This window comes from Rhizobium sp. J15, from assembly GCF_002531825.1.
Classification (GTDB): domain Bacteria; phylum Pseudomonadota; class Alphaproteobacteria; order Rhizobiales; family Rhizobiaceae; genus Rhizobium.
Genome location: NZ_NWSX01000008.1, coordinates 102,133 through 121,685, shown reverse-complemented (window position 1 = coordinate 121,685; position 19,553 = coordinate 102,133). Strand labels below are relative to the sequence as shown.

Annotated in this window: 19 protein-coding genes and 1 tRNA gene; 5 read left to right on the top strand and 15 right to left on the bottom strand. The window is 60.6% G+C overall.

All coding sequences use genetic code 11. The annotated features are described in order from the left end of the window. Positions 1 to 94: 94 nt before the first annotated feature. The 7 genes from CO670_RS09680 to CO670_RS09650 form a co-directional block, all read right to left on the bottom strand. Positions 95 to 895 (bottom strand): purine-nucleoside phosphorylase, encoded by an 801-nt coding sequence (locus tag CO670_RS09680; protein ID WP_097590037.1) that lies wholly within the window; start codon positions 893 to 895, stop codon positions 95 to 97. Further along, positions 892 to 1,281, bottom strand: coding sequence for a cytidine deaminase (locus tag CO670_RS09675; protein ID WP_097590036.1), 390 nt, complete (start codon positions 1,279 to 1,281; stop codon positions 892 to 894). Before CO670_RS09675 ends, CO670_RS09680 begins: the two co-directional genes overlap by 4 nt. A 2-nt stretch (positions 1,282 to 1,283) precedes the next feature. Beyond that, the gene (locus tag CO670_RS09670) at positions 1,284 to 2,255 is read right to left on the bottom strand and encodes an ABC transporter permease (RefSeq protein WP_097590035.1); all 972 of its coding nucleotides are present in this window, start codon (positions 2,253 to 2,255) and stop codon (positions 1,284 to 1,286) included. An 11-nt stretch (positions 2,256 to 2,266) separates the two neighbouring features. Then, the gene (locus tag CO670_RS09665; protein ID WP_097590034.1) at positions 2,267 to 3,370 is read right to left on the bottom strand and encodes an ABC transporter permease; all 1,104 of its coding nucleotides are present in this window, start codon (positions 3,368 to 3,370) and stop codon (positions 2,267 to 2,269) included. Between the two features lie 7 nt (positions 3,371 to 3,377). Next, entirely contained in the window at positions 3,378 to 4,889 is a 1,512-nt protein-coding gene (locus CO670_RS09660; RefSeq protein ID WP_097590033.1) for an ABC transporter ATP-binding protein, read from the bottom strand. Between the two features lie 88 nt (positions 4,890 to 4,977). Then, positions 4,978 to 5,970: a BMP family ABC transporter substrate-binding protein gene (locus CO670_RS09655; protein WP_088686585.1), complete on the bottom strand. Its 993-nt coding sequence runs from the start codon at positions 5,968 to 5,970 to the stop codon at positions 4,978 to 4,980. A 319-nt stretch (positions 5,971 to 6,289) separates the two neighbouring features. Then, a complete protein-coding gene (locus tag CO670_RS09650) occupies positions 6,290 to 6,607 on the bottom strand; it encodes a hypothetical protein (RefSeq protein ID WP_097590153.1) in 318 nt (105 codons plus the stop codon). A gap of 227 nt (positions 6,608 to 6,834) precedes the next feature. On the opposite strand from CO670_RS09650, the gene CO670_RS09645 reads away from it, so the two are divergent. Then, positions 6,835 to 6,924, top strand: a tRNA-Ser gene (locus tag CO670_RS09645). 241 nt (positions 6,925 to 7,165) lie between these two features. Here the strand turns inward: CO670_RS09645 and CO670_RS09640 are convergent. Next, positions 7,166 to 7,927, bottom strand: coding sequence for a hypothetical protein (locus tag CO670_RS09640; protein WP_097590032.1), 762 nt, complete (start codon positions 7,925 to 7,927; stop codon positions 7,166 to 7,168). Positions 7,928 to 8,192: 265 nt separating this feature from the next. On the opposite strand from CO670_RS09640, the gene CO670_RS09635 reads away from it, so the two are divergent. Both CO670_RS09635 and CO670_RS09630 read left to right on the top strand, forming a co-directional pair. Then, positions 8,193 to 8,402 carry a KTSC domain-containing protein gene (locus CO670_RS09635; protein ID WP_097590031.1) on the top strand — a complete coding sequence of 70 codons (210 nt, stop codon included), beginning with the start codon at positions 8,193 to 8,195 and terminating at the stop codon, positions 8,400 to 8,402. Positions 8,403 to 8,774: 372 nt separating this feature from the next. Continuing rightward, the gene (locus tag CO670_RS09630) at positions 8,775 to 9,014 is read left to right on the top strand and encodes a CrpP-related protein (protein WP_088686693.1); all 240 of its coding nucleotides are present in this window, start codon (positions 8,775 to 8,777) and stop codon (positions 9,012 to 9,014) included. Here CO670_RS09630 and pncB read toward each other — a convergent pair. The 7 genes from pncB to CO670_RS09595 form a co-directional block, all read right to left on the bottom strand. Continuing rightward, positions 8,996 to 10,300, bottom strand: coding sequence for a nicotinate phosphoribosyltransferase (gene pncB, locus CO670_RS09625; RefSeq protein ID WP_088676459.1), 1,305 nt, complete (start codon positions 10,298 to 10,300; stop codon positions 8,996 to 8,998). The genes CO670_RS09630 and pncB overlap by 19 nt on opposite strands. Before the next feature lie 188 nt (positions 10,301 to 10,488). Then, positions 10,489 to 10,851, bottom strand: a complete 363-nt coding sequence (locus CO670_RS09620) for a hypothetical protein (protein WP_176538906.1) — start codon at positions 10,849 to 10,851, stop codon at positions 10,489 to 10,491. 84 nt (positions 10,852 to 10,935) lie between these two features. Next, entirely contained in the window at positions 10,936 to 11,895 is a 960-nt protein-coding gene (locus CO670_RS09615) for a glyoxylate/hydroxypyruvate reductase A (protein WP_097590030.1), read from the bottom strand. Positions 11,896 to 11,903: 8 nt separating this feature from the next. Continuing rightward, the gene (locus CO670_RS09610) at positions 11,904 to 13,541 is read right to left on the bottom strand and encodes an ABC transporter ATP-binding protein (RefSeq protein ID WP_097590029.1); all 1,638 of its coding nucleotides are present in this window, start codon (positions 13,539 to 13,541) and stop codon (positions 11,904 to 11,906) included. Further along, a complete protein-coding gene (locus CO670_RS09605; RefSeq protein WP_097590028.1) occupies positions 13,538 to 14,686 on the bottom strand; it encodes an ABC transporter permease in 1,149 nt (382 codons plus the stop codon). Before CO670_RS09605 ends, CO670_RS09610 begins: the two co-directional genes overlap by 4 nt. Continuing rightward, positions 14,686 to 15,774 carry a microcin C ABC transporter permease YejB gene (locus CO670_RS09600; RefSeq protein ID WP_097590027.1) on the bottom strand — a complete coding sequence of 363 codons (1,089 nt, stop codon included), beginning with the start codon at positions 15,772 to 15,774 and terminating at the stop codon, positions 14,686 to 14,688. The genes CO670_RS09605 and CO670_RS09600 overlap by 1 nt, the downstream gene beginning before the upstream one ends. A gap of 150 nt (positions 15,775 to 15,924) precedes the next feature. Next, positions 15,925 to 17,757, bottom strand: a complete 1,833-nt coding sequence (locus tag CO670_RS09595; RefSeq protein ID WP_097590026.1) for an extracellular solute-binding protein — start codon at positions 17,755 to 17,757, stop codon at positions 15,925 to 15,927. A 241-nt stretch (positions 17,758 to 17,998) separates the two neighbouring features. On the opposite strand from CO670_RS09595, the gene mepA reads away from it, so the two are divergent. After that, positions 17,999 to 19,078 carry a penicillin-insensitive murein endopeptidase gene (gene mepA, locus CO670_RS09590; RefSeq protein WP_097590025.1) on the top strand — a complete coding sequence of 360 codons (1,080 nt, stop codon included), beginning with the start codon at positions 17,999 to 18,001 and terminating at the stop codon, positions 19,076 to 19,078. An 88-nt stretch (positions 19,079 to 19,166) separates the two neighbouring features. After that, positions 19,167 to 19,547 carry a methylglyoxal synthase gene (locus tag CO670_RS09585; RefSeq protein ID WP_088676452.1) on the top strand — a complete coding sequence of 127 codons (381 nt, stop codon included), beginning with the start codon at positions 19,167 to 19,169 and terminating at the stop codon, positions 19,545 to 19,547. The last annotated feature ends 6 nt before the right edge of the window (positions 19,548 to 19,553 follow it).

Sequence of the window (19,553 nt, the reverse complement as noted above, 5' to 3'; positions counted from 1 at the left end):
CGAGGCCGAAAGTGTGAGCGGTTTTCGGACGACATCATGCTCTCACTATTTAATGTAGAACAGGATTCAGATTTTAGGCCGACCCGGCCTAAAATCATCCTGTACTGGCCGCAAGCATGTCTTTCAGTATGGCGGCAAGACGGGCGCCGCCGATGGGCGCCATGTCTTTGGTTTCTTCGTGGCTGAGCTCATTACCGGTCATGCCTGCCCCATAGTTGGTGATAACGGAGGCGGCGGCAACCCTCAGGCCCAGCATTCTTGCGATGATGACCTCGGGCACCGTCGACATGCCGACGGCATCGGCGCCAAGGATGCGCGCCATGCGGATTTCGGCCGGCGTTTCGAAGCTCGGGCCGGAGAACCACATGTAGACACCCTGGGCCAGCTCGATCTTGAGCTTTGCCGCAGCCTTCTGCATCGCCGCGGCCAGACCGGCATCATAGGCATTGGTCATGCCGACGAAGCGATGATCGCTTTCCTCGCCGATCAGCGGGTTCATGCCGGAATAGTTGATATGATCGGTGATCTGCATCACCGAACCGGGCGGCATGTCGTCGCGGAGCGATCCCGCCGAATTGGTCAGGATCAGCGCCTCGACGCCGAGCGCCTTCAGGACCTCGATCGGCAGGCGCATGGCATTGGCATCGCCCTTCTCATAATAGTGGACGCGGCCGGAGAGCATGACCACAGGCACGCCGCCAAGACGGCCGGCGACGACTTCGCCGGCGTGACCGGAGACGGCACTGACGGGAAAACCCGGCAGGTCCTTGTAGGGAACGCGGACAGCGCCCTCCAATTGGCCGACAAGGGAGCCGAGGCCGGAGCCGAGCACGACGCCGTGGCGCGGCTTGATGCCGCCGAGCAATGCGGCAAGCAGGCTGACCGTCGCCTTCATCCGAGTTCAGTCTCGAAGCTGAACGGAAGAAGCTCTTCCATCGTCATGGTCTTCTTCACGCCGGCCTCGTCGCAGAGATAGATCCTGGTATCCTTGGAGGCGAATTCGGAGATCTTCTGGCGGCAGCCGCCGCAAGGCGGGCAGAGCGGCAGTTTTTCAGCGATGACCGCCATTTCGACGATCTTCCTGGCTCCGCCCATGATCATGGCGCCGATGGCCGTCGGTTCGGCGCACCACCCTTGTGGAAAGGAGAGGTTCTCGATGTTGGCGCCGGCATAGACCTTGCCGTCCTCGGCGCGGATCGCCGCGCCGACGGGAAACTTCGAATAGGGCGCATGGGCAAAGGCCATGGCGCCGCGGGCGGCTTCGAACAGGTCGTGGGACATGATCAACGCTCCTTCGTATAAGGCACGCCGCCGGCCTTCGGCGGGATTGCAACGCCGATGAAGCCGGCAAGCAGGACGCAGGTCAGGATATAGGGCAGCGCCTGGAAGACCTGGACCGGCACTTCGCCGATCAGCGGCACCTGCTTGCCCTGCATGAAGTTCGCCAGCGCATCGAGGAAACCGAAGAGCAGGCAGGCGAACATGACCGGCACCGGTTTCCACTTGGCGAAGACCAGAGCGGCGAGCGCGATATAGCCCTTGCCGGCCGACATGTCCTTGATGAAGGCGGCGGACTGGGCGATCGCGAGATAGGTGCCGGCAAAGCCGCAGAGGATACCGGCGCACATGACGGCGCGGTAGCGCAGCCAGGCGACCGAGATGCCTGCTGTATCGACCGCGCCCGGATTTTCGCCGACGGCGCGCATTCTGAGGCCGAAGCGCGTGCGGTAAAGCACCCACCAGGAGAAGGGCACGGCGAGGAAGGCGAGATAGGTGAGGATATTGTTGCCCGATATGACGTTGGCGTAGAGCGGGCCGACGAGCGGGATGCCACGCAGGGCATCGGCGCCGGGCAGGATGATCGGCGCGAAGCGCGCATCCGGCGGCAGCTGCGGCGTGCGCCCGCCCTGGCCGAACCAGGCCTGGCCGAGGACGATGGTGATACCGGCGATGAAGAAGTTGATGGCAACACCCGACACGATCTGGTTGCCGCGGTTGGTGATCGAGGCAAAGCCATGCACCAGGCTGAGCGCCACCGAGCAGACGATGCCGGCGCCGAGACCGAGCCAGGCCGAGCCGGTGAGATAGGCCACGCAGGCGGCGGCGAAGGCCGAGCCCAGCATCTTGCCCTCGAGCCCGATATCGAAGATGCCCGCGCGCTCGGAAAACAGGCCTGCGAGCGCTGTAAAGATCAGCGGGATCGACAGACGGATCGTGGAGGCGAGAACACTGACGAAAATTTCATAATAATCCATCGTCCTGCTCCTTAGCCGCGCCTGAACTGTTGATAGAGACGCACTATCGCCGGCCGGAACATGTATTCCAGTGCGCCGGCGAACAGGATCACCAGACCCTGGATGACGAGGATCATTTCACGGGTGATGTTCGGCATTTCGAAGGAGATCCAGTCGCCGCCCTGATAAAGGATACCGAAGAGGATCGCCGCGAAGATGATGCCGAGGGGATGATTGCGGCCCATCAGCGAGACGGCGATACCGACAAAACCGGCGCCGCTGACGAACCCCACCTGCAGGCGTGCAGACGCGCCCATAACAGGATTGAGCGCCATCATGCCAGCCAGCGCACCGGAAAGCATCATCGCGATCATCACGATCCTTACGTAGGGAATACCGGCGTAGGAAGCGGCGGTGGGGCTGACGCCAAGCGTGCGCATCTCGAAGCCGAGCTTCGTGCGCCAGATAAGAAGCCAGACGACATAGCACATAACCAGCGCGATAATGAAAGAGACGTTTAACGGGGCAGCGCCGAGCTTTGTCCCGAACATCTCCATCAACCACGTCAGCTTCGGCAACTGCCCACCCTCAAGGAAAGTCCGGGTTTCCGGCGCCATTTTTCCGGGCACGATCAATACGTGCACAAGCAGGTAGTTCATCAGCGAGGCGATGATGTAGTTGAACATGATCGTCGTGATGACGATATGGCTGCCCCGCTTCGCCTGAAGCCATGCTGGAATGAAGGCGGCAATCGCGCCGAAGAGCGCGGCGCCAACAACCGCAACCGGCATCGTCACATACCATGGCACGTAATTGTCGAGCGAAAGCGCCACCAAGGCACAGCCGAGGCCGCCGACATAGGCCTGGCCTTCCGAGCCGATATTGAAAAGACCGGCATGGATCGCGACCGCGACCGAAAGTCCGGTGAAGATGAAACTCGTCGCATAGAACAGCGTCAAGCCGATGAATTCGCCACTGCCGAGCGAGCCTTCGATCAGCAGCGACAGTGCACCGAGCGGGCTCTCGCCGATCAGCCAGACGACGAAGCCGGAGATCAGGAAGGCGACAATGAGGTTCAAAAGCGGGATCAGGCCGTAACTGATCCAGTTGGGCAATGGAACGGAAGCAGTGCTCATAAAGTCCTCACGCGGCAATGCCGGCCATCATCAGGCCGAGGGTCTGTTCACCGGCATCGGGCGTCTTCTCGCCGACGACATGGCCGGCGAACATGACAAGGATACGGTCTGAAAGGGCGCGGATTTCATCGAGTTCGACGGAGACGAGCAGGATCGCCTTGCCCGCATCGCGCATCTCGATGATCCGGCGGTGAATAAATTCGATGGCGCCGATATCGACACCGCGGGTCGGCTGGCCGATGATCAGCATCTTCGGGTCGCGCTCGATCTCACGGGCGACGACGATCTTCTGCTGGTTGCCGCCGGAGAAATTCGCCGTCTTCAGCCGTGGATTCGGCGGGCGGATGTCGTATTTCTCGATCTTCTCCATCGCATCCCTGCGGATGGCTTCGAGATCGAGCAGCGGCCCTTTGCTGTAGCCCGGGCGGCGGTGATAGCCGAGGACGGAATTTTCGTATTCCTCGAACTTCAGCACCAGTCCCATGTGGTGGCGGTCCTCGGGGATATGAGCAAGGCCGAGTTCGCGCAGGCGGGCGGGATCGGCCTTGTCGATCGTCTGGCCGTCGAGAAGGATCTCGCCGGAAGTGGGCTTGCGGATGCCGGCGATCGCTTCCAGCAATTCGGACTGGCCGTTGCCGGCGACACCGGCGATGCCGACGATCTCGCCGGCGCGCACGTCGAAGGAGACGTTATCGACCATGGTAACGCCGCGATTGTCCTTGACCGTGAGGTTGCGGACGGTGAGCACGGCAGCCCCCGGGTTCGCCTCACCCTTCTGAACGCGCAGCAGCACGCGGCGGCCGACCATCAGCTCGGCAAGCTCTTCCACCGTCGTTTCCGCCGTCTTGCGGGTCGCGACCATCTCGCCGCGGCGCATGACCGACACCGTATCGGTGATCGCCATGATCTCGCGCAGCTTGTGGGTGATGAGGATGATCGTCTTGCCCTGGTCGCGCAGCACCTTGAGGATGCGGAAAAGGTGATCGGCCTCCGCCGGCGTCAGCACGCCTGTGGGCTCGTCGAGGATCAGGATCTCGGCGCCGCGATACATGGCTTTCAGGATTTCGACGCGCTGCTGCAGGCCGACCGGAAGCTCTTCGATGAGCGCATCGGGATCGACTTCCAGGCCGTATTCCGTTTCCAGCCGCTTCAGCTCGGCGCGGGCCGAAGCGACGCCTCTCGCCAGCAGTGAGCCGCCTTCGGCGCCAAGCATGATATTCTCGAGCACCGTGAAATTATCGACCAGCATGAAATGCTGGTGCACCATGCCGATGCCGGCTGCGATCGCCGCCTGGCTGTCGCGGATGGTGACCGGATTGCCGTTGACGCGGATCTCGCCGCTATCGGCATGGTAAAAACCGTAGATGATCGACATCAGCGTCGATTTGCCGGCGCCGTTTTCACCGATGATGCCGTGGATCGTCCCCTTGGCAACGGTGAGGTTGATATCCTTGTTGGCGTGGACGGCACCGAATTTCTTATCGATGCCGACAAGCTCGATAGCGGGCTTATCTGTCACTGCAGGCTCCAAATAAGAAAAGGGCGTATGGCGAAAATCCCCTCCGCCATACGCCCGATCTCAATCGTCGATTACATCAGGGCGCGGATCACTTCGGGCAAGCGTTGTCCGAGGTATAATCGTGAACCTTGACGGTTCCGGCAATGATGTCGGCCTTCGCCTTGTCGACGGCGGCCTGCATTTCCGGCGTGATCAGCGACTTGTTGTTGTCGTCGATCGCAGCGCCGACACCGTCTTCCTTGACGCCGAGCGCCTGGACGCCGCCGGTGAACTTGTCGTTCTTGGTGTCGGTATAGGCGTTGTAGACGGCGAGGTCGACGCGCTTGACCATCGAGGTCAGCACCGAGCCCGGATGCAGATGGTTCTGGTTGGAGTCGACGCCGATCGACAGCTTCTTGTTGTCGGCGGCGGTCTGCAGAACGCCGAGGCCGGTGGCGCCGGCTGCCGCGTAAATGACGTCGGCACCCTGGTCGATCTGATTCTTGGTGAGCTCACCGCCGCGAACCGGGTCGTTCCAGGCCGCACCGGTGGTGCCGGTCATGTTCTGGAATACTTCGATATCGGCCTTTGCGGCGCGGGCGCCCTGCTCATAGCCACATTCGAATTTGCGGATCAGCGGAATGTCCATGCCGCCGACGAAACCGACCTTGCCGGTCTTGGAGGCCATGCCGGCGAGAATGCCGACCAGATAGGAGCCCTCTTCTTCCTTGTAGACGACCGAACGGACGTTCGGCTTGTCGACGACGGAATCTACGATGATGAACTTGGTATCGGGGAATTCGGCTGCGACCTTCTCGATGGCCGAAGTCCAGGCGAAGGAAACGGCGACCACCGGATTGAAGCCGCGGCTTGCGAAGTTGCGGATGGCCTGTTCGCCCTGGGTGTCGCCCGTCGGCTCGAAATCGCGATAGGCAATGCCGGTCTCGGCCTTGAATTTCTCTGCGCCGTTATAGGCCGCTTCGTTGAAAGACTTATCGAACTTCCCGCCAGTGCCGTAAACCAGCGCCGGCTTGACATCGGCGGCCAGCGCCGTCGTCGACATGGCAGCCATGGCAAGGAGGGTGAGAAGGGATTTTTTCATGAGTTGCAGCCCTGTTGTTGCTATTTGTTAGGGGTCCTCCCGCAAGTCCTTTCAGGACATGTCTGCGGAACCACCGACCTCCCCCCGGAGGCCAGGCTGCGCGCATCCTTGCATGGCTCACGGAAAAATTCACCAGAAATTTTTCGGTTGGTAAAGATTTGCGGCGATTGCTGAAAATCAGTTCTTGGAGACCGATTTTTGGACGTCCCCGCTCGCCTGAATGCGGATTTTCTAGCCAATCCGGCCATCGACGTCGAGAGGAAGGAAGGGCGGCAATCCTTCGAATTTCTCACCGGATCGTGCCGGCGAGACTTTCCTTCTATGCGATGAAGCGACCGGAAATCTGCGGCTTCTTGTAGCCGACCATCCAGAGAAGCAGCGCGATCACCAGGAAGACGGCAAAGGCCGGCTGCAGCATCAGCCACTGGAAAATGAAAGCATAGAAACGCGGATGGACGTAGTAGGAAAGGGCCGATTGCAGCGAGGTCAAGGTCGCCGGGCTTACATCCTGCCAGGCATCGGAGATCGGGGTCATCACCACGGCCGAGGCCGCAACCGACTGTATCGAATCGATGGTCCCGGCAATAACGGCTGCCGCAAGCGCGACAAGACTCGCCAGACGCAACAGGAAACGCATCAATCCCTCCGACGCTTCGATATGCCGGACAATTCCGGCCAACCCGCGCCATTCTCCACCTTGAGAATTACATAGTCGTCGATGAGGTGAAGCACAATGGGATGGGCGCAGGCGAGTTTTATCGGAAGAAGTCAAAAAACTGTTAGATTTGGGTTGATCGGCAAAAATTCATCGGTATATATCGCGCCGTTCCGACGATTTGCTCCTATCCGGGCGCGAACGCCAAAGGACAGGTGGCCGAGTGGTTTAAGGCGCACGCCTGGAACGCGTGTGTACGTGAAAGCGTACCGAGGGTTCGAATCCCTCCCTGTCCGCCATTTTCCGTTAAAACCGCTATTTTTTCCTTCGCACACCGCGACAATCTTCGCGGTGATCATCGACTATGGCAGCAGCACGCAACGCGCCCGCTTATATCTCCCGGACAGTCGCAGATGTTGGACTTGCCGCTGGGTCAGTGGAAGCACGACCAGAATAGTCCACGGGCGCGCAGAACCACTCCAACCTTTTGTTTTGATGCAATTTCCGGCAAAAGCGCTTCGCGCTGGAGTTGCTCTGATCCTATTCGAAAATTTCCGAGACGCTCGTCGCTGCGACCGCACCTCCTTGACGTCCGTCTATAGGATGCCGCGGAGCCTCGGAATTTAGCAATTTGCGAGCCAGAACGATCGAAACATAGCATATGCCGAATGTCGACACGCATTGGCAAATCACCAGTATTGCCAAAGCGATGAGGTTCAGTTTCCCGGCCGAGAAGATGCTGTCGGCTTCGTATGACATCGATGTCGCTGCCGCCATCAATATCGAAGCACTGATGAAGGGAAGAGCAAATCCGCCAAACAGGCGCAAAAAGGTGCGGAGCAAACCGCGTTTCCCGCGGTTGAAGGCATCTGAAAGCCCGCTTTTAGAGCCCGCAATTCCGGCAATGGGCCAGGTGCCGACAACTGCAAGGAGCAGCGGAAAGATGATTGCTATCATCGCAAGACATGAAAATAGAAATACATTCCTGGATAGGGAAGCGGCGCCGAATGCGACAGGGACACCAATCCCGACTCCCATGACGACGAGCATGATAAGCAAGTTCTTCCAGATGTAGCCACCAAACCCACGCATGCCGCTGGTTAGGTTTGAAACTTTCCCGTCCCCATTTAATATTGCATTCTGAATGAAGAATCCAAAAGACAAGGCAACGAAAAATTGCGTCGAACTACTTTTGTTTCCGCCGCTGTAATCATCAAAAGCGACCAGCGCGCAATTAACTGCAACAACAACACATACAAAAGACAGATTACGCCTTACAAAGGAAATCGCTTCACCTAACATTATGCCCCTGCCATTCCTCGCCCGTGGATGGAAGATATCGCCAATAAAGTATGGCGTTGTCAAACGTCGATCTTTCTCTCCAGCTAATGCGTGTATCGAAACCCCGCAGAAGCCATCAATCGGGGGTCGAGGTGTGGCGACGGTAAGCGATTGACGTCCTCACAACCTGTGGCAAGATTCCGGATTTTTTACCATGCCGCTTCACCGCATCTTTGCACGTGTGGAGCTATGCTCCTCTCAATTAAAAGAAGCAGAGGTAAAACAGGTGGAAGAACTTTCGGTCAAATCGAAGATCATCAAATCCGTCTATTTCAACCAGGAAGATGGGCGGCTCAGGATCTGCTTCAAGAATGGCGAAGAGCGCCTGTTCGAGGGCGTTCCGTCGTCGGAAGCCCATGCGATGACGGCGGCGGCGTCTCCCGGTAATTATTATCTCGACAGGATCAGGACGCGGTTTCGCAGACTGGCTGCCTAGGTCGGAAAGGGGTGCCAGCCCACGTCGGGATTGGGTCGGATTGGGACGAGGCCGGTGGATATTAACCCTTGGTTAATGCTCGCACTCATCGCAGTTGGATCGAGCAGAGCGGAAAGCGGCAAGTTGTCGACGCTGCCGGCTTTGAGAGATTCGGACAGCCGGGAGGTTCGGTGGCGGACCCCAGCCAGGAAACCGGACCTCCCCGTCACGCTCCCTCCGTTACACTGAGATCGACCTCAGATCGGGCCGTCATCGGCCCAAAATAGCGAATTGGGGCTAATCCTGTGAAAAACCGGAATGGCGATATCCGGACTCGACAATGCTTCATTAGCATGATTGCATAAACACATCGAATGGAGGGTCGGGGTGATGATGTTCGAGAATCTGCTTGAGATGCAGGAGCGCGGCGTGCGCGACCGTGCACTTGGCCGTACCTTGGCCGACAATCCGATGTCGAAGCCGGATGTGCTGCCGATCACCGATCTGCAGGAATGGTATTCGATGTTCGACGCCTGGCGCTTCGGCTGGTCGATCGAGGATGCGATGGCGGGGCATATCGATATGCCCCGGGACGGCCGCGCCGCGCCGCGCGCCTATACCAGGACGGTCTGATCGACCCGATCCTCGGCGCCGAAGAATTTCAGGTAGCGTTCGACCTCCGCCGGTTCGCCGGTTGCCTTCTGCGGATTGTCCGAGAGTTTTACCGCCGGTCGGCCATTGGCGTCGCTGACCTTGCAGACGACGGAGATCGGGTTGAGGCCTGATATTTCGGTCGGCGCGCAGCCGGCAAAATCATTCGTCAGATTGGTGCCCCAGCCGAAGCTCATGCGCACGCGGCCTTCGAAATGCCGGTAGGTATCGATGATGGCGTCGACATCGAGGCCGTCGGAAAAGATCAAGAGCTTCTGGCGCGGATCGCGGCCCATCTTCTTCCACCAGTCGATGATCTTTTCGCCGCCTTCGATCGGCGGTGCGCTGTCCGGGCGGAAGCCAGTCCAGTCGGCGACCCATTCCGGCGCGTCGCGCAGGAAGGCCGCGGTGCCGAAAGCATCCGGCAGGACGATCAGAAGGTTGCCGCCATAGAGCTTGTTCCAGTCGCGCAGGATCTTGTAGGGCGCGTTGCGCAGTTGCTCGTCGGTTTCCGCCAGTGCTGCGGCTACCATCGGCAGTTCATGGGCATTGGTGCCGACCGCTTCGAGATCGGAATCCATCGCCAGCAATACGTTGCTGGTGCCGGTAAAGGCCGGGCCGATGCCCTCCTTCAGCGCCTCGACGCACCAGCGCTGCCAGAGGAAGCTGTGGCGGCGGCGGGTGCCGAAATCCGAGATGCGCAAGCCGGGAAGCTCCTTCAGCCGCTCGACCTTCGACCACATCTTCGCCTTGGCGCGGGCATAGAGCACATCGAGGGTGAAGGGGCCGAGCGCCTTCATCGCCGAGCGCGAACGCAGCTCGTTGACAATGGCAAGTGCCGGGATCTCCCACATGGTGGTTTCTTTCCACGACCCGTGGAAATCCAGGACATACTGCCCGTCCTTCTTCGACAGCTCGTATTCGGGTAGCTGGAAGTTGGAAAGCCAGGCGAGGAATTCCGGTTCGAAGATCTGGGCGCGGCCATAGAAACTGTTACCCGCAAGCCAGATCATCTCTTTCTTCGAGAGCCGGAGCGTACGGGCATGGTCGAGCTGTTCGCGCAATTCGCCCTCGTCGATCTCCTCGGCGAGATGCACGCGCTTGGTCCGATTGATCAGCGTGAAGGAGGCGTTCACATCGGGATAGAGCTTCCAGATCATCTGCAGCATCAGGAGCTTGTAGAAGTCGGTATCGATCAGGCTGCGGATGATCGGGTCGAGTTTCCAAGCGTGATTGTAGACGCGTCTCGCGATATCAGTCTTGGCCATGAGATTCCTGCCCCTGTCCACTCCGGTCAGGCGCTGCCAAGTTCCGAGGTGCTGCTAAGCTCCGGCCGGGCGCACGAAACCGGCTCGTGCGCCTTCTTATCGAAAAATCGGCAGAGAAAGTCCAGACAAAACAATAAACATCCCGCCGCGCTACGGCGGCGGGATGCAAGAGATCACCTCCCGAAGCTTTACTGGGCCGGCGCTGCCGGCTGGGCTGGTGCAGGCGCGACATTCGGAGCGGGTGGCGTGGTGTTCGGCGTTTCGGTCGGAATCGCATTACCATTCTGCAGCGTCGGCGCAGGCGCTGCGCCTGGCTGCTGCGACTGAAGCTGCTGACCGGGCTGTTGCGGCGCCACTTCCTCCGCCTCGCGATTGCCCCAGATTTCAACGGGAATCCAGACCACGAAAGCAAGCACCAGGGCGGCGAGCAGCACCATCAGGATGCGATAACCCATGCGCCCCTGCCTTGCCTTCACCGGCGGGATCTGTTCTTCCCGGTGAAGCTTGCCATCGGACTTTTCCCAGCGTGTTTCCGTCTGATGCGCCATCATCGTCTCCTTCCGCTGTCTTGACGGCCGATCGGCCATAAAGAACTCTGCAGGAAAACGGTCTGATGTCTCGAAGGTTCCGGGCCCTCAATAGCCGACGGCGCGGTCGACGACGAATTGCAGCGTCTCGCCGCGCTCGAACCGGGCGATCTGCGCCTCGACATGACGGAAGAGTGCGTTTTCTTCCGAGACGGCCGCATCATGCGGCGTGATGAAGACGTTCTCGAGCTCCCACAGCGGGCTGGTTGACGGAAGCGGCTCGACTTCGAAGACATCGAGGGACGCGCCGCCGAGGGTGCCATCAGCTATTGAGGAAACGATATCGGCCTCGACCTGGCTCCTGCCGCGGCCGGCATTGATGAAGACCGGCTTTCCAAGCGCCCCATCGCGGCGGAGCTTTTTAAAGAGCCCGCTATTATAAAATCCTGTTGTCTCAGGCGTCAGCGGCAGAAGGCCGACAAGAATGTCCGTCTTTGCGAGGAAGCGATCCAGCGCGCGTGCATCGAAGGTTTCGACGCCGTCGATCTCCTTGCGGGTGCGCGACCAGCCGATGACATCGAAACCCATCACCTTGAGCTTGGCGACTGCATCCTGGCCGAGAATGCCAAGGCCCATCACGCCGACCGTCACCTCGGCCGCCTCCGGCGCAATCAGCTTGGCCCATTGGCGCTGCCGCTGGCTGATATCATGGGCGTATTGGCCACGCAGATGCATCAGGCACTGCATGACCACCCATTCGCTCATGCGGGTCGTCAGGCTGCGATCGACGAAACGGACGATCGAAATATCAGGCAGGCCGTCCATGCCGATGATATGGTCGACGCCGGCGCCGCCGGAAAAGATCACCTTGAGGTTTGGCGCCCGCTGGAAGAGATCGGCATCCGGCTTCCAGAGAAGGGCGTATTCAGCTTCGCTTAGATCTCGCCCGCGATTGGCGGGGTCGGCGAGATTGATGCTGCCGCGATCGGCAAAGGCCGTCTTCAGGACGCGGGCGACGCCTTCGGGATTGAACTTGATATCGACGAGAATGGGAGGGCGCGCGGACATGATCTTCTTTACTGCTGCACGGCGGGCGTCGGCACCGCCTCGATGTTGAAGGCGGCGGCCATCAGCGCCCTGGTGTAATCGTCCTTCGGCGCGCGGAAGATCTCCGCGGAAGGCCCCTGCTCCACCACCTTGCCGAAACGCATGACGATGACGTCGTTGGCGAGAGCCTTCACCACCTTCAGGTCGTGGCTGATGAAGAGATAGGCGAGATCGTGCTTCTTCTGCAGGTCGCGCAGGAGATCGACCACCTGCGCCTGCACGCTCATGTCGAGGGCGGATGTGGGCTCGTCGAGCATGACGAAGCGCGGCTTCAGCACCATGGCGCGGGCAATGGCGATGCGCTGGCGCTGGCCGCCGGAGAATTCATGCGGATAACGCCAGCGGGTCAGGGGATCGAGCCCCACCTCCTCCAGCGCCCAGCAGACGCGCTGGTCGCGCTCTTCGGCGCTCAAGGCGCGCTCATGCACCTTCAGCCCTTCGGCAATGATATCGCCGACCGACATGCGGGGGCTGAGCGAGCCGTAGGGATCCTGGAAGACGATCTGCAGCTGATTGCGCAGCGGCCGCATCTCGCTGAACGAATAGCCGGCTATATCCTTGCCGACGAAAGCGATCCGCCCTTTCGAGGAGATCAGCCGGGTGAGCGCGAGACCAAGCGTGGTCTTGCCGGAACCGGATTCGCCGACGACGCCCAGAGTCTGCCCGGCGCGCAGCAAAAGATCGATGCCGTCGACCGCCTTCACATGATCGACGACGCGGCGCATCAGCCCTGCCTTGATCGGGAACCAGACGCGGATATCGGAGCCTTCCATCACCACCGGCTTCGACGGATCGGCAAGCGGCGGCTCGCCGCGCGGCTCGGCGGCGAGAAGGTGGCGGGTATATTCGTGCCTCGGATTGGTGAAGACCTCCTCCACCGTGCCGGCCTCGACGATCTTGCCCTTGGTCATGACGCAGACGCGATCGGCGAATTTGCGCACGATGCCGAGATCATGGGTGATGAACAGCAGCGACATGCCGTGCGCCGTCTTCAACTGCCGCAGCAATTCGAGGATCTGCGCCTGCACGGTGACGTCGAGCGCCGTTGTCGGCTCGTCGGCGATCAGCAGTTCCGGCCGGTTGGCGAGCGCCATGGCGATCATGACGCGCTGGCGCTGGCCGCCGGACAGTTCGTGCGGATAGGCCTTCAACCGCTTCTCCGGCTCGCGGATGCCCACCTGGTTCAACAGTTCCAGCACGCGCTCACGCGCCGGCTGGCCGCTGAGACCCTGATGCAGAGCGAGGATCTCACCAATCTGCTTCTCGATCGTGTGAAGCGGATTGAGCGATGTCATCGGCTCCTGGAAGATCATGGTGATGTCGTTGCCGCGCACCTCCCGCAACACCCGCTCCGGCGCCTTCAGCAGATCCTTGCCCTTGAACAGGATTTCGCCGGAGGGATGGCTTGCGGAGGGATAAGGCAGGAGCCGCAGGATCGAATTGGCAGAGACGGACTTGCCGGAGCCGGATTCGCCGACGAGCGCCACGACCTCGCCCTTGGCGATGTCGAAGGAGATACAGTCGACGGCGAGCGAGGTCTCGCCGCCCTGGTGAAAGGCAACCGAGAGATCGCGGACGGAAAGCAGCGGTTCTGTCATATCACTCATTGAAACGTCTTCCTCGGATCGAAGGCGTCGCGTACGGCTTCGCCGATGAAGATCAGCAGCGACAGCATGATCGACATGGCGAAGAAAGCCGTCAGCCCAAGCCATGGCGCCTGCAGGTTGGTCTTGCCCTGGGCGATCATCTCGCCGAGCGAGGGAGAACCCGGCGGCATGCCGAAGCCCAGGAAATCGAGCGAGGTCAGCGTCGTGATCGAGCCGGAGAGAATGAAGGGCAGGAAGGTCAGCGTCGCCACCATGGCGTTGGGCAGCAGGTGGCGCCACATGATGGTGCGGTTGTTGACGCCGAGCGCGCGGGCGGCGCGGACATATTCGAAATTGCGGGCGCGCAGGAATTCGGCGCGCACGACGCCGACGAAGCCGACCCAGGAAAAGAGCAGCATGATGCCGAGCAGCACGAAGAAGCCAGGCGGCAGGATGGCGGCGATGATCAGCAGAATGTAGAGCACCGGCATCGACGACCAGATTTCGATGAAACGCTGCAGCAAAAGATCGGTCCAGCCGCCGAAATAGCCCTGCACCGCGCCGGCCGTGACGCCGATGATCGCCGAGCAGATGGTGAGCGCCAGACCGAAGAGCACCGAGATACGGAAACCGTAGATGACGCGCGCCAGCACGTCGCGGGCCTGATCGTCGGTGCCGAGCCAGTTGAGATTGCCGAGGGTGCAGGCGGGATCGTTCACGCCTTGGGGATAACCGGCGCAGCGCTCCTCCTTGGTCATCAGCCAGAAGGGGGCGGTCGGCGCCGAATGCGGGATGTTCGAATTGACCGAGCGGTAGGAATAGCGGATCGGCGGCCAGATCATCCAACCATTGGCGTTGATTTCATCCGCGATCACCGCGGAGCGGTAATCGGTTTCCGCCAGGAAGCCGCCGAACTTCTCCTCGGGATAATCGACCAGCACCGGAAACAGGATCTCGCCCTTGTAGGAGGCGATGATCGGCCGGTCGTTGGCGAGGAATTCGGCAAACAGGCTGAGCCCGAACAGCAGCAGGAACAGCCACAACGACCAGTAGCCGCGGCCGTTCGCGCGGAAATTCTTCCAGCGGCGGATGTTGGTCGGCGAGAGCAGTCCCTTGCGCGGCGGCTTGACGGGGGTGGTGGTGGCGGGATTTGCGGCGGCGTCCATCAGACATCCCTCCGCTCGAAATCGATGCGCGGATCGATCCAGGTGTAGATGAGGTCCGAGACCAGGCTGACGAAGAGGCCGAGCAGCGAGAAGATGTAGAGTGTCGCGAAGACGATCGGATAATCCCGGTTGACCACCGAGAGATAGCCGAGGCGGCCGAGGCCATCCAGCGAGAAGATGTTTTCGATGAGCAGCGAGCCGGTGAAGAAGGCGGAGATGAAGGCGCCGGGAAAACCGGCGATGATGATCAGCATGGCATTGCGGAAGACATGGCCGTAGAGCACCTGCCGCTCGTTCAGGCCCTTGGCGCGGGCGGTGACGACATATTGCTTCTTGATCTCCTCGATGAAGGAATTCTTGGTCAGCAGCGTCGTGGTGGCGAAGGCGGCGAGAGAAAGCGAAATCAGCGGCAGGGTGAGATGCCAGAAATAGTCGAGCGGCTTCTGCCACCAGGCGAGCTGGTCGAAATTATCGGAGACGAGGCCCCGCAACGGAAACCAGTCGTAAAAGGAGCCGCCGGCGAAAAGCACGATCAGCAGAATGCCGAAGAGGAAGCTCGGCACGGCATAACCGATGATGATGACGCCCGAAGTCCAGACGTCGAAGGTCGATCCGTCCTTGACCGCCTTGCGGATGCCGAGCGGGATGGAGATGGCATAGGAGAAGATCAGGATCCAGATGCCGAGCGAGATCGACACCGGCAGCTTCTCCTTGATGAGATCGAGCACGGAGGTGTTGCGGAAGAAACTCTCGCCGAAATCGAAGCGGATGTAATTCCACATCATCTCGCCGAAACGCGTCAGCGGCGGCTTGTCGAAACCGAACTGCTTTTCCAGCTTGGCGATCAGCTCCGGATCGAGCCCCTGGGCGCCGCGATATCTCGAGCCTTCGTCGCCGCCGCCGTCACCCAGCAAATCGCCGCCGCCGGACAGGCGCTGGTCGGCGCCATCGGCCTGGCCGGTCAACTGGGCGATCACCTGCTCGACGGGGCCACCTGGCGCAAATTGAATGACGATGAAGGAAATCGCCATGATGCCGACGATGGTCGGGATCATCAGAAGCAGGCGGCGAATGACATAGGCGCCCATCAGCCTTCAGCCTCCGGAAATGTTCTTCTTGTCTGCCTGCCGTCCAGTCTGATGCCGCTCAATCCGCCAGCCTTCCCTTGCCGGCTTTGCCGGCTTGTCGTGATTCGCTTGTGCCATTTGGAGCCGAGGGGCCCTGCAATGCAAGCCCGCTCATTTTGCCGAAGCTGACCACCAGGCATCGGGGAAGCCGAGGCTGTAGGCCGGGAATTCGGCCGGATGGGTGATCGTGTTCCAATAGGCGAGGTTATAATTGCCGCGATAGAACAGCGGAATGACGTAGTGGTTCGCAAGCAGGACCCTGTCCATCGTCTTGATCGCCGCAACCTGTTCATCGCGGTTCGGCGCGAAAATGATCATGCGGATGAGTTCGTCGACGGCCGGATTGGCGATGCCGGCATAATTCTGGGAGCCTTGCTGGTTGACCGAGCCGGATCCCCAATAGTCGGCCTGCTCGTTGCCGGGGTTCATCGTCTGCGCCCAAACATTCCAGATCATGTCGTAGTCGAAGCTGCGTTCGCGATTGACAGCTTGCGATGCATCGACTGTCCGCACCCGCGCATCGATGCCGATTTTCCTCAGATTGTTGGCATAGGGCACCGCCCAGCGCTCCAGTATCGGGCTCGACAACAGGATCTCGAAACTCATCGGCTGGCCGGTCTTGGTGTTGACCATGCGATTGGCCTTGAGCTCCCATCCCGCTTCCTTCAGAAGCGCAATCGCCTTGCGCAGGTTGTCGCGGCTTTTCTGCGGATCGCCGCCGACGGGATTGGTGTAGGGCGTCGTGAAGACCTCGGGCGGAACCTTGTCCTTCATGCCCTGCAATATTTCCAGCTCACGCCCCTGCGGCAGGCCGGACGAGGCGAGTTCGGTGTTCCAGAAGTAACTGTCGATGCGCTTGTAGCTGTTGAAGGCAACCGTGCGGTTCAATTCCTCGAAATCGAAACCGTAGTTCAGCGCCTCGCGGACGCGCTCGTCCTTGAAGATGTCGCGCCGCATATTGGGCACGAGAGCCTGCAGGATGCCGGTGGAGCGCAGCGGGTTTGCAACCTCCTCCTTCTTGACGCGTCCCTCCTTCACCGCGGGAAAATCATATCCCGTCGCCCAGCGGGAAGCCGTCGTCTCCTGCCAATAGTCGCTGTTGCCGGCACGAAAGGCTTCGAACTCGACATCGCGATCACCGAAATAGGTATAGATGACGTTGCGGAAATTGTTCTGGCCAACATTCACATTGAGGTCCTTGCCCCAATAGTCGTCACGCAGCTCATAACGGATCGTCGACCCGGGCGAGAAGGACGCGATCTTATACGGTCCGGAACCCATCACCGGCTCGAGCGTCGTCTTCGAAATATCGCGCGGCTTGCCGTCGGGTCCCTGTCCTTCCCACCAATGTTTCGGCACGACCACCAGCTGGCCGAGAATATTGGGGAGCTCGCGATTGTTCTTCTCGTCGAAGGTGAAGGTGACATCGCGATCACCGGTCTTTTCGGCCTTTACCACGTGGCGATAATAGTTGGCGGTGACGGGATTGAGTTCCTTGGTCTTGTCCAGGCTGAAGATGACGTCCTCGGGCGTCACCGGCTGGCCATCCGCCCATTTCGCTTCCTTGCGCAGGCGAAAGGTCGCGCTCGAGACGTCAGCGGGAAAGGACAGCCCCTCGGCAAGCAGGCCGTAGGAGACGAGGAGCTCGTCATCGGCTGATTTCATCAACGTGTCGTGTACGAGCGAAAGACCGACCGCCGTCTGGCCTTTGGCAAGCAGCGGATTGAAGGTGTCGAAGGCGCCGCTTGCGGAAAGGCGCAGGTCGCCGCCCTTCGGAGCATTGGGATTGACGTAATCGAAATGCGCAAAGCCGGGCTTGTACTTCATCTCGCTGATGACCGAGCTTCCGATCTGAAACGGCTGATCCTCGGCCATAACAGTCACTGGCGCCAGAGCACCGGCAAGCGACAGAACCAGACCGATCTTCGACCACAAAGCCGCCATTCACACTTTCCCCTAATTATTGATAGATTCGACAATACGGAAAATACTGGCGAAAAACAGGAGAGAGTTTGGTTTTTGCCGGGCTCGCGAAATTTTGACCTTCGCCCGTAACAAGGCTCCGATACCGGCGTCGCCGCGCGATCCGTCGGCACGTGGTCCAACCCCGCACGCCAAAACATCGATTCACCAAAATCACTTTTCACGATAGATTCGAACGCAAATCACTTCTCAAGGGAACAGCATGGCATTCGGCTTCGCTCAGGCTTTCAGGACATTCGGCAAACTGGCGCTCGCCGGCACGATCGGCGCAAGCCTTGCCGCCGGCGACGCCGGCGCTCAGCAGAAGACGCCGAGCCCGGGCAGCGCCAAGGCCCTGTTCGGCGGTGCCAGCCTGCCGACTGAGGGGCCGGCGCAGCCGATCGGCTTCTACGCCAAGGGCTGCATGACCGGCGCCGTGGCGCTGCCGACCGACGGGCCGACCTGGCAGGCGATGCGGCTTTCGCGCAACCGCCGCTGGGGCAACCCCGCGATGATCGCGCTCCTGGAACGGTTTTCGCAGGATGCGGTCAAATATGCCGGCTGGCCGGGCATTCTCGTCGGCGACATCGCCCAGCCGCGCGGCGGGCCAATGCTCAACGGCCATTCCTCGCACCAGATCGGCCTCGATGCCGATATATGGTTCACGCCGATGCCCGCACGCCGCCTGACGGCCGAGGAGCGTGAGAGCCTGCCTTTCACCACCATGCTGCAGAAGAACAAGCTCCTGACCGTCGATCCCAAGGTATGGACACAATCGCGGGCGCGCCTTTTGATGCTGGCGGCAAGCTATCCCCAGGTGGAGCGCATTTTCGTCAATCCTGCCATCAAGAAAAAGATGTGCGACACCTGGACGGGCGATCGCACCAACCTCGGCAAGCTCCGGCCGATATACGGCCATGACTCGCATTTCCACATCCGTATGAAGTGCCCGCCCGGCGCCGCCGGATGCACGCCGCAAGCTCCCATCGCCGCGGGAGACGGCTGCGACAAGTCGCTCGCCTATTGGTTTACGCCGGCCCCGTGGGCGCCACCCAAGCCACCGAAGCCCGGCGCCAAACCGCCGAAGCCGCCGCGCGAGATGATGGTCTCCGATCTGCCGAAGGCCTGCGGCGCCGTGCTCGATTCCGCTTCCGTCGCCTCGGTCCAGGCCGCGACTTACGGCGGATCTTCCGCCGCCGCGAGCGCGCTCACCGCCGCTCCGGCCGCCGACCCTGCCGCCGATGCCGAGGGGATGCTGCCGGATGTCGGCCCGTTTCCGAACGACAAGCCGGTGATGCAGTGAGCGGCGCCGGTAGGCTGTCTTTCAAATCGCAAACTCTTGGTATAGAAGCGGTCAAATCGATTGAATTGTTCGGGCGGAGATTGGGTTCATGGCCGGCGGCAAATGCCTCGCTTTGATTGCGCATGACCAGAAGAAGGACGATATGGCGGATTTCGCCCGCGCCAACAGGGACGTCCTTTCCCGCTGGAAGATCGTCGCGACAGGCACGACCGGCGGGCGTGTGCTCGACGCCGCCCCCGATCTCGACGTCACCAGGCTGAAAAGCGGGCCGCTCGGCGGCGACCAGCAGATCGGCGCACTGATCTCCACCGGCGAGGTCGGCGCCCTGATCTTCTTTGTCGACCCGCTGACGCCGATGCCGCATGATGTCGACGTGAAGGCGCTGATGCGGCTGGCGATCGTCTACGACATTCCGATGGCGCTCAACCACGCGACCGCTATAAAGCTCCTTCCCACACTCGAAGCCTGATCAGCA

Bases quoted from the DNA above. Each gene is read 5' to 3' on its own strand.
- CO670_RS09640 (WP_097590032.1), bottom strand. From the start codon at position 7,927: ATGTTAGGTGAAGCGATTTCCTTTGTAAGGCGTAATCTGTCTTTTGTA.
- CO670_RS09595 (WP_097590026.1), bottom strand. From the start codon at position 17,757: ATGGCGGCTTTGTGGTCGAAGATCGGTCTGGTTCTGTCGCTTGCCGGT.
- CO670_RS09655 (WP_088686585.1), bottom strand. From the start codon at position 5,970: ATGAAAAAATCCCTTCTCACCCTCCTTGCCATGGCTGCCATGTCGACG.
- CO670_RS09675 (WP_097590036.1), bottom strand. From the start codon at position 1,281: ATGTCCCACGACCTGTTCGAAGCCGCCCGCGGCGCCATGGCCTTTGCC.
- pncB (WP_088676459.1), bottom strand. From the start codon at position 10,300: ATGGCCAAGACTGATATCGCGAGACGCGTCTACAATCACGCTTGGAAA.
- CO670_RS09680 (WP_097590037.1), bottom strand. From the start codon at position 895: ATGAAGGCGACGGTCAGCCTGCTTGCCGCATTGCTCGGCGGCATCAAG.
- CO670_RS09605 (WP_097590028.1), bottom strand. From the start codon at position 14,686: ATGGACGCCGCCGCAAATCCCGCCACCACCACCCCCGTCAAGCCGCCG.
- CO670_RS09650 (WP_097590153.1), bottom strand. From the start codon at position 6,607: ATGCGTTTCCTGTTGCGTCTGGCGAGTCTTGTCGCGCTTGCGGCAGCC.
- CO670_RS09600 (WP_097590027.1), bottom strand. From the start codon at position 15,774: ATGGGCGCCTATGTCATTCGCCGCCTGCTTCTGATGATCCCGACCATC.
- CO670_RS09615 (WP_097590030.1), bottom strand. From the start codon at position 11,895: ATGTCCGCGCGCCCTCCCATTCTCGTCGATATCAAGTTCAATCCCGAA.
- CO670_RS09620 (WP_176538906.1), bottom strand. From the start codon at position 10,851: ATGATGGCGCATCAGACGGAAACACGCTGGGAAAAGTCCGATGGCAAG.
- mepA (WP_097590025.1), top strand. From the start codon at position 17,999: ATGGCATTCGGCTTCGCTCAGGCTTTCAGGACATTCGGCAAACTGGCG.
- CO670_RS09610 (WP_097590029.1), bottom strand. From the start codon at position 13,541: ATGAGTGATATGACAGAACCGCTGCTTTCCGTCCGCGATCTCTCGGTT.
- CO670_RS09670 (WP_097590035.1), bottom strand. From the start codon at position 2,255: ATGGATTATTATGAAATTTTCGTCAGTGTTCTCGCCTCCACGATCCGT.
- CO670_RS09585 (WP_088676452.1), top strand. From the start codon at position 19,167: ATGGCCGGCGGCAAATGCCTCGCTTTGATTGCGCATGACCAGAAGAAG.
- CO670_RS09665 (WP_097590034.1), bottom strand. From the start codon at position 3,370: ATGAGCACTGCTTCCGTTCCATTGCCCAACTGGATCAGTTACGGCCTG.
- CO670_RS09630 (WP_088686693.1), top strand. From the start codon at position 8,775: ATGTTCGAGAATCTGCTTGAGATGCAGGAGCGCGGCGTGCGCGACCGT.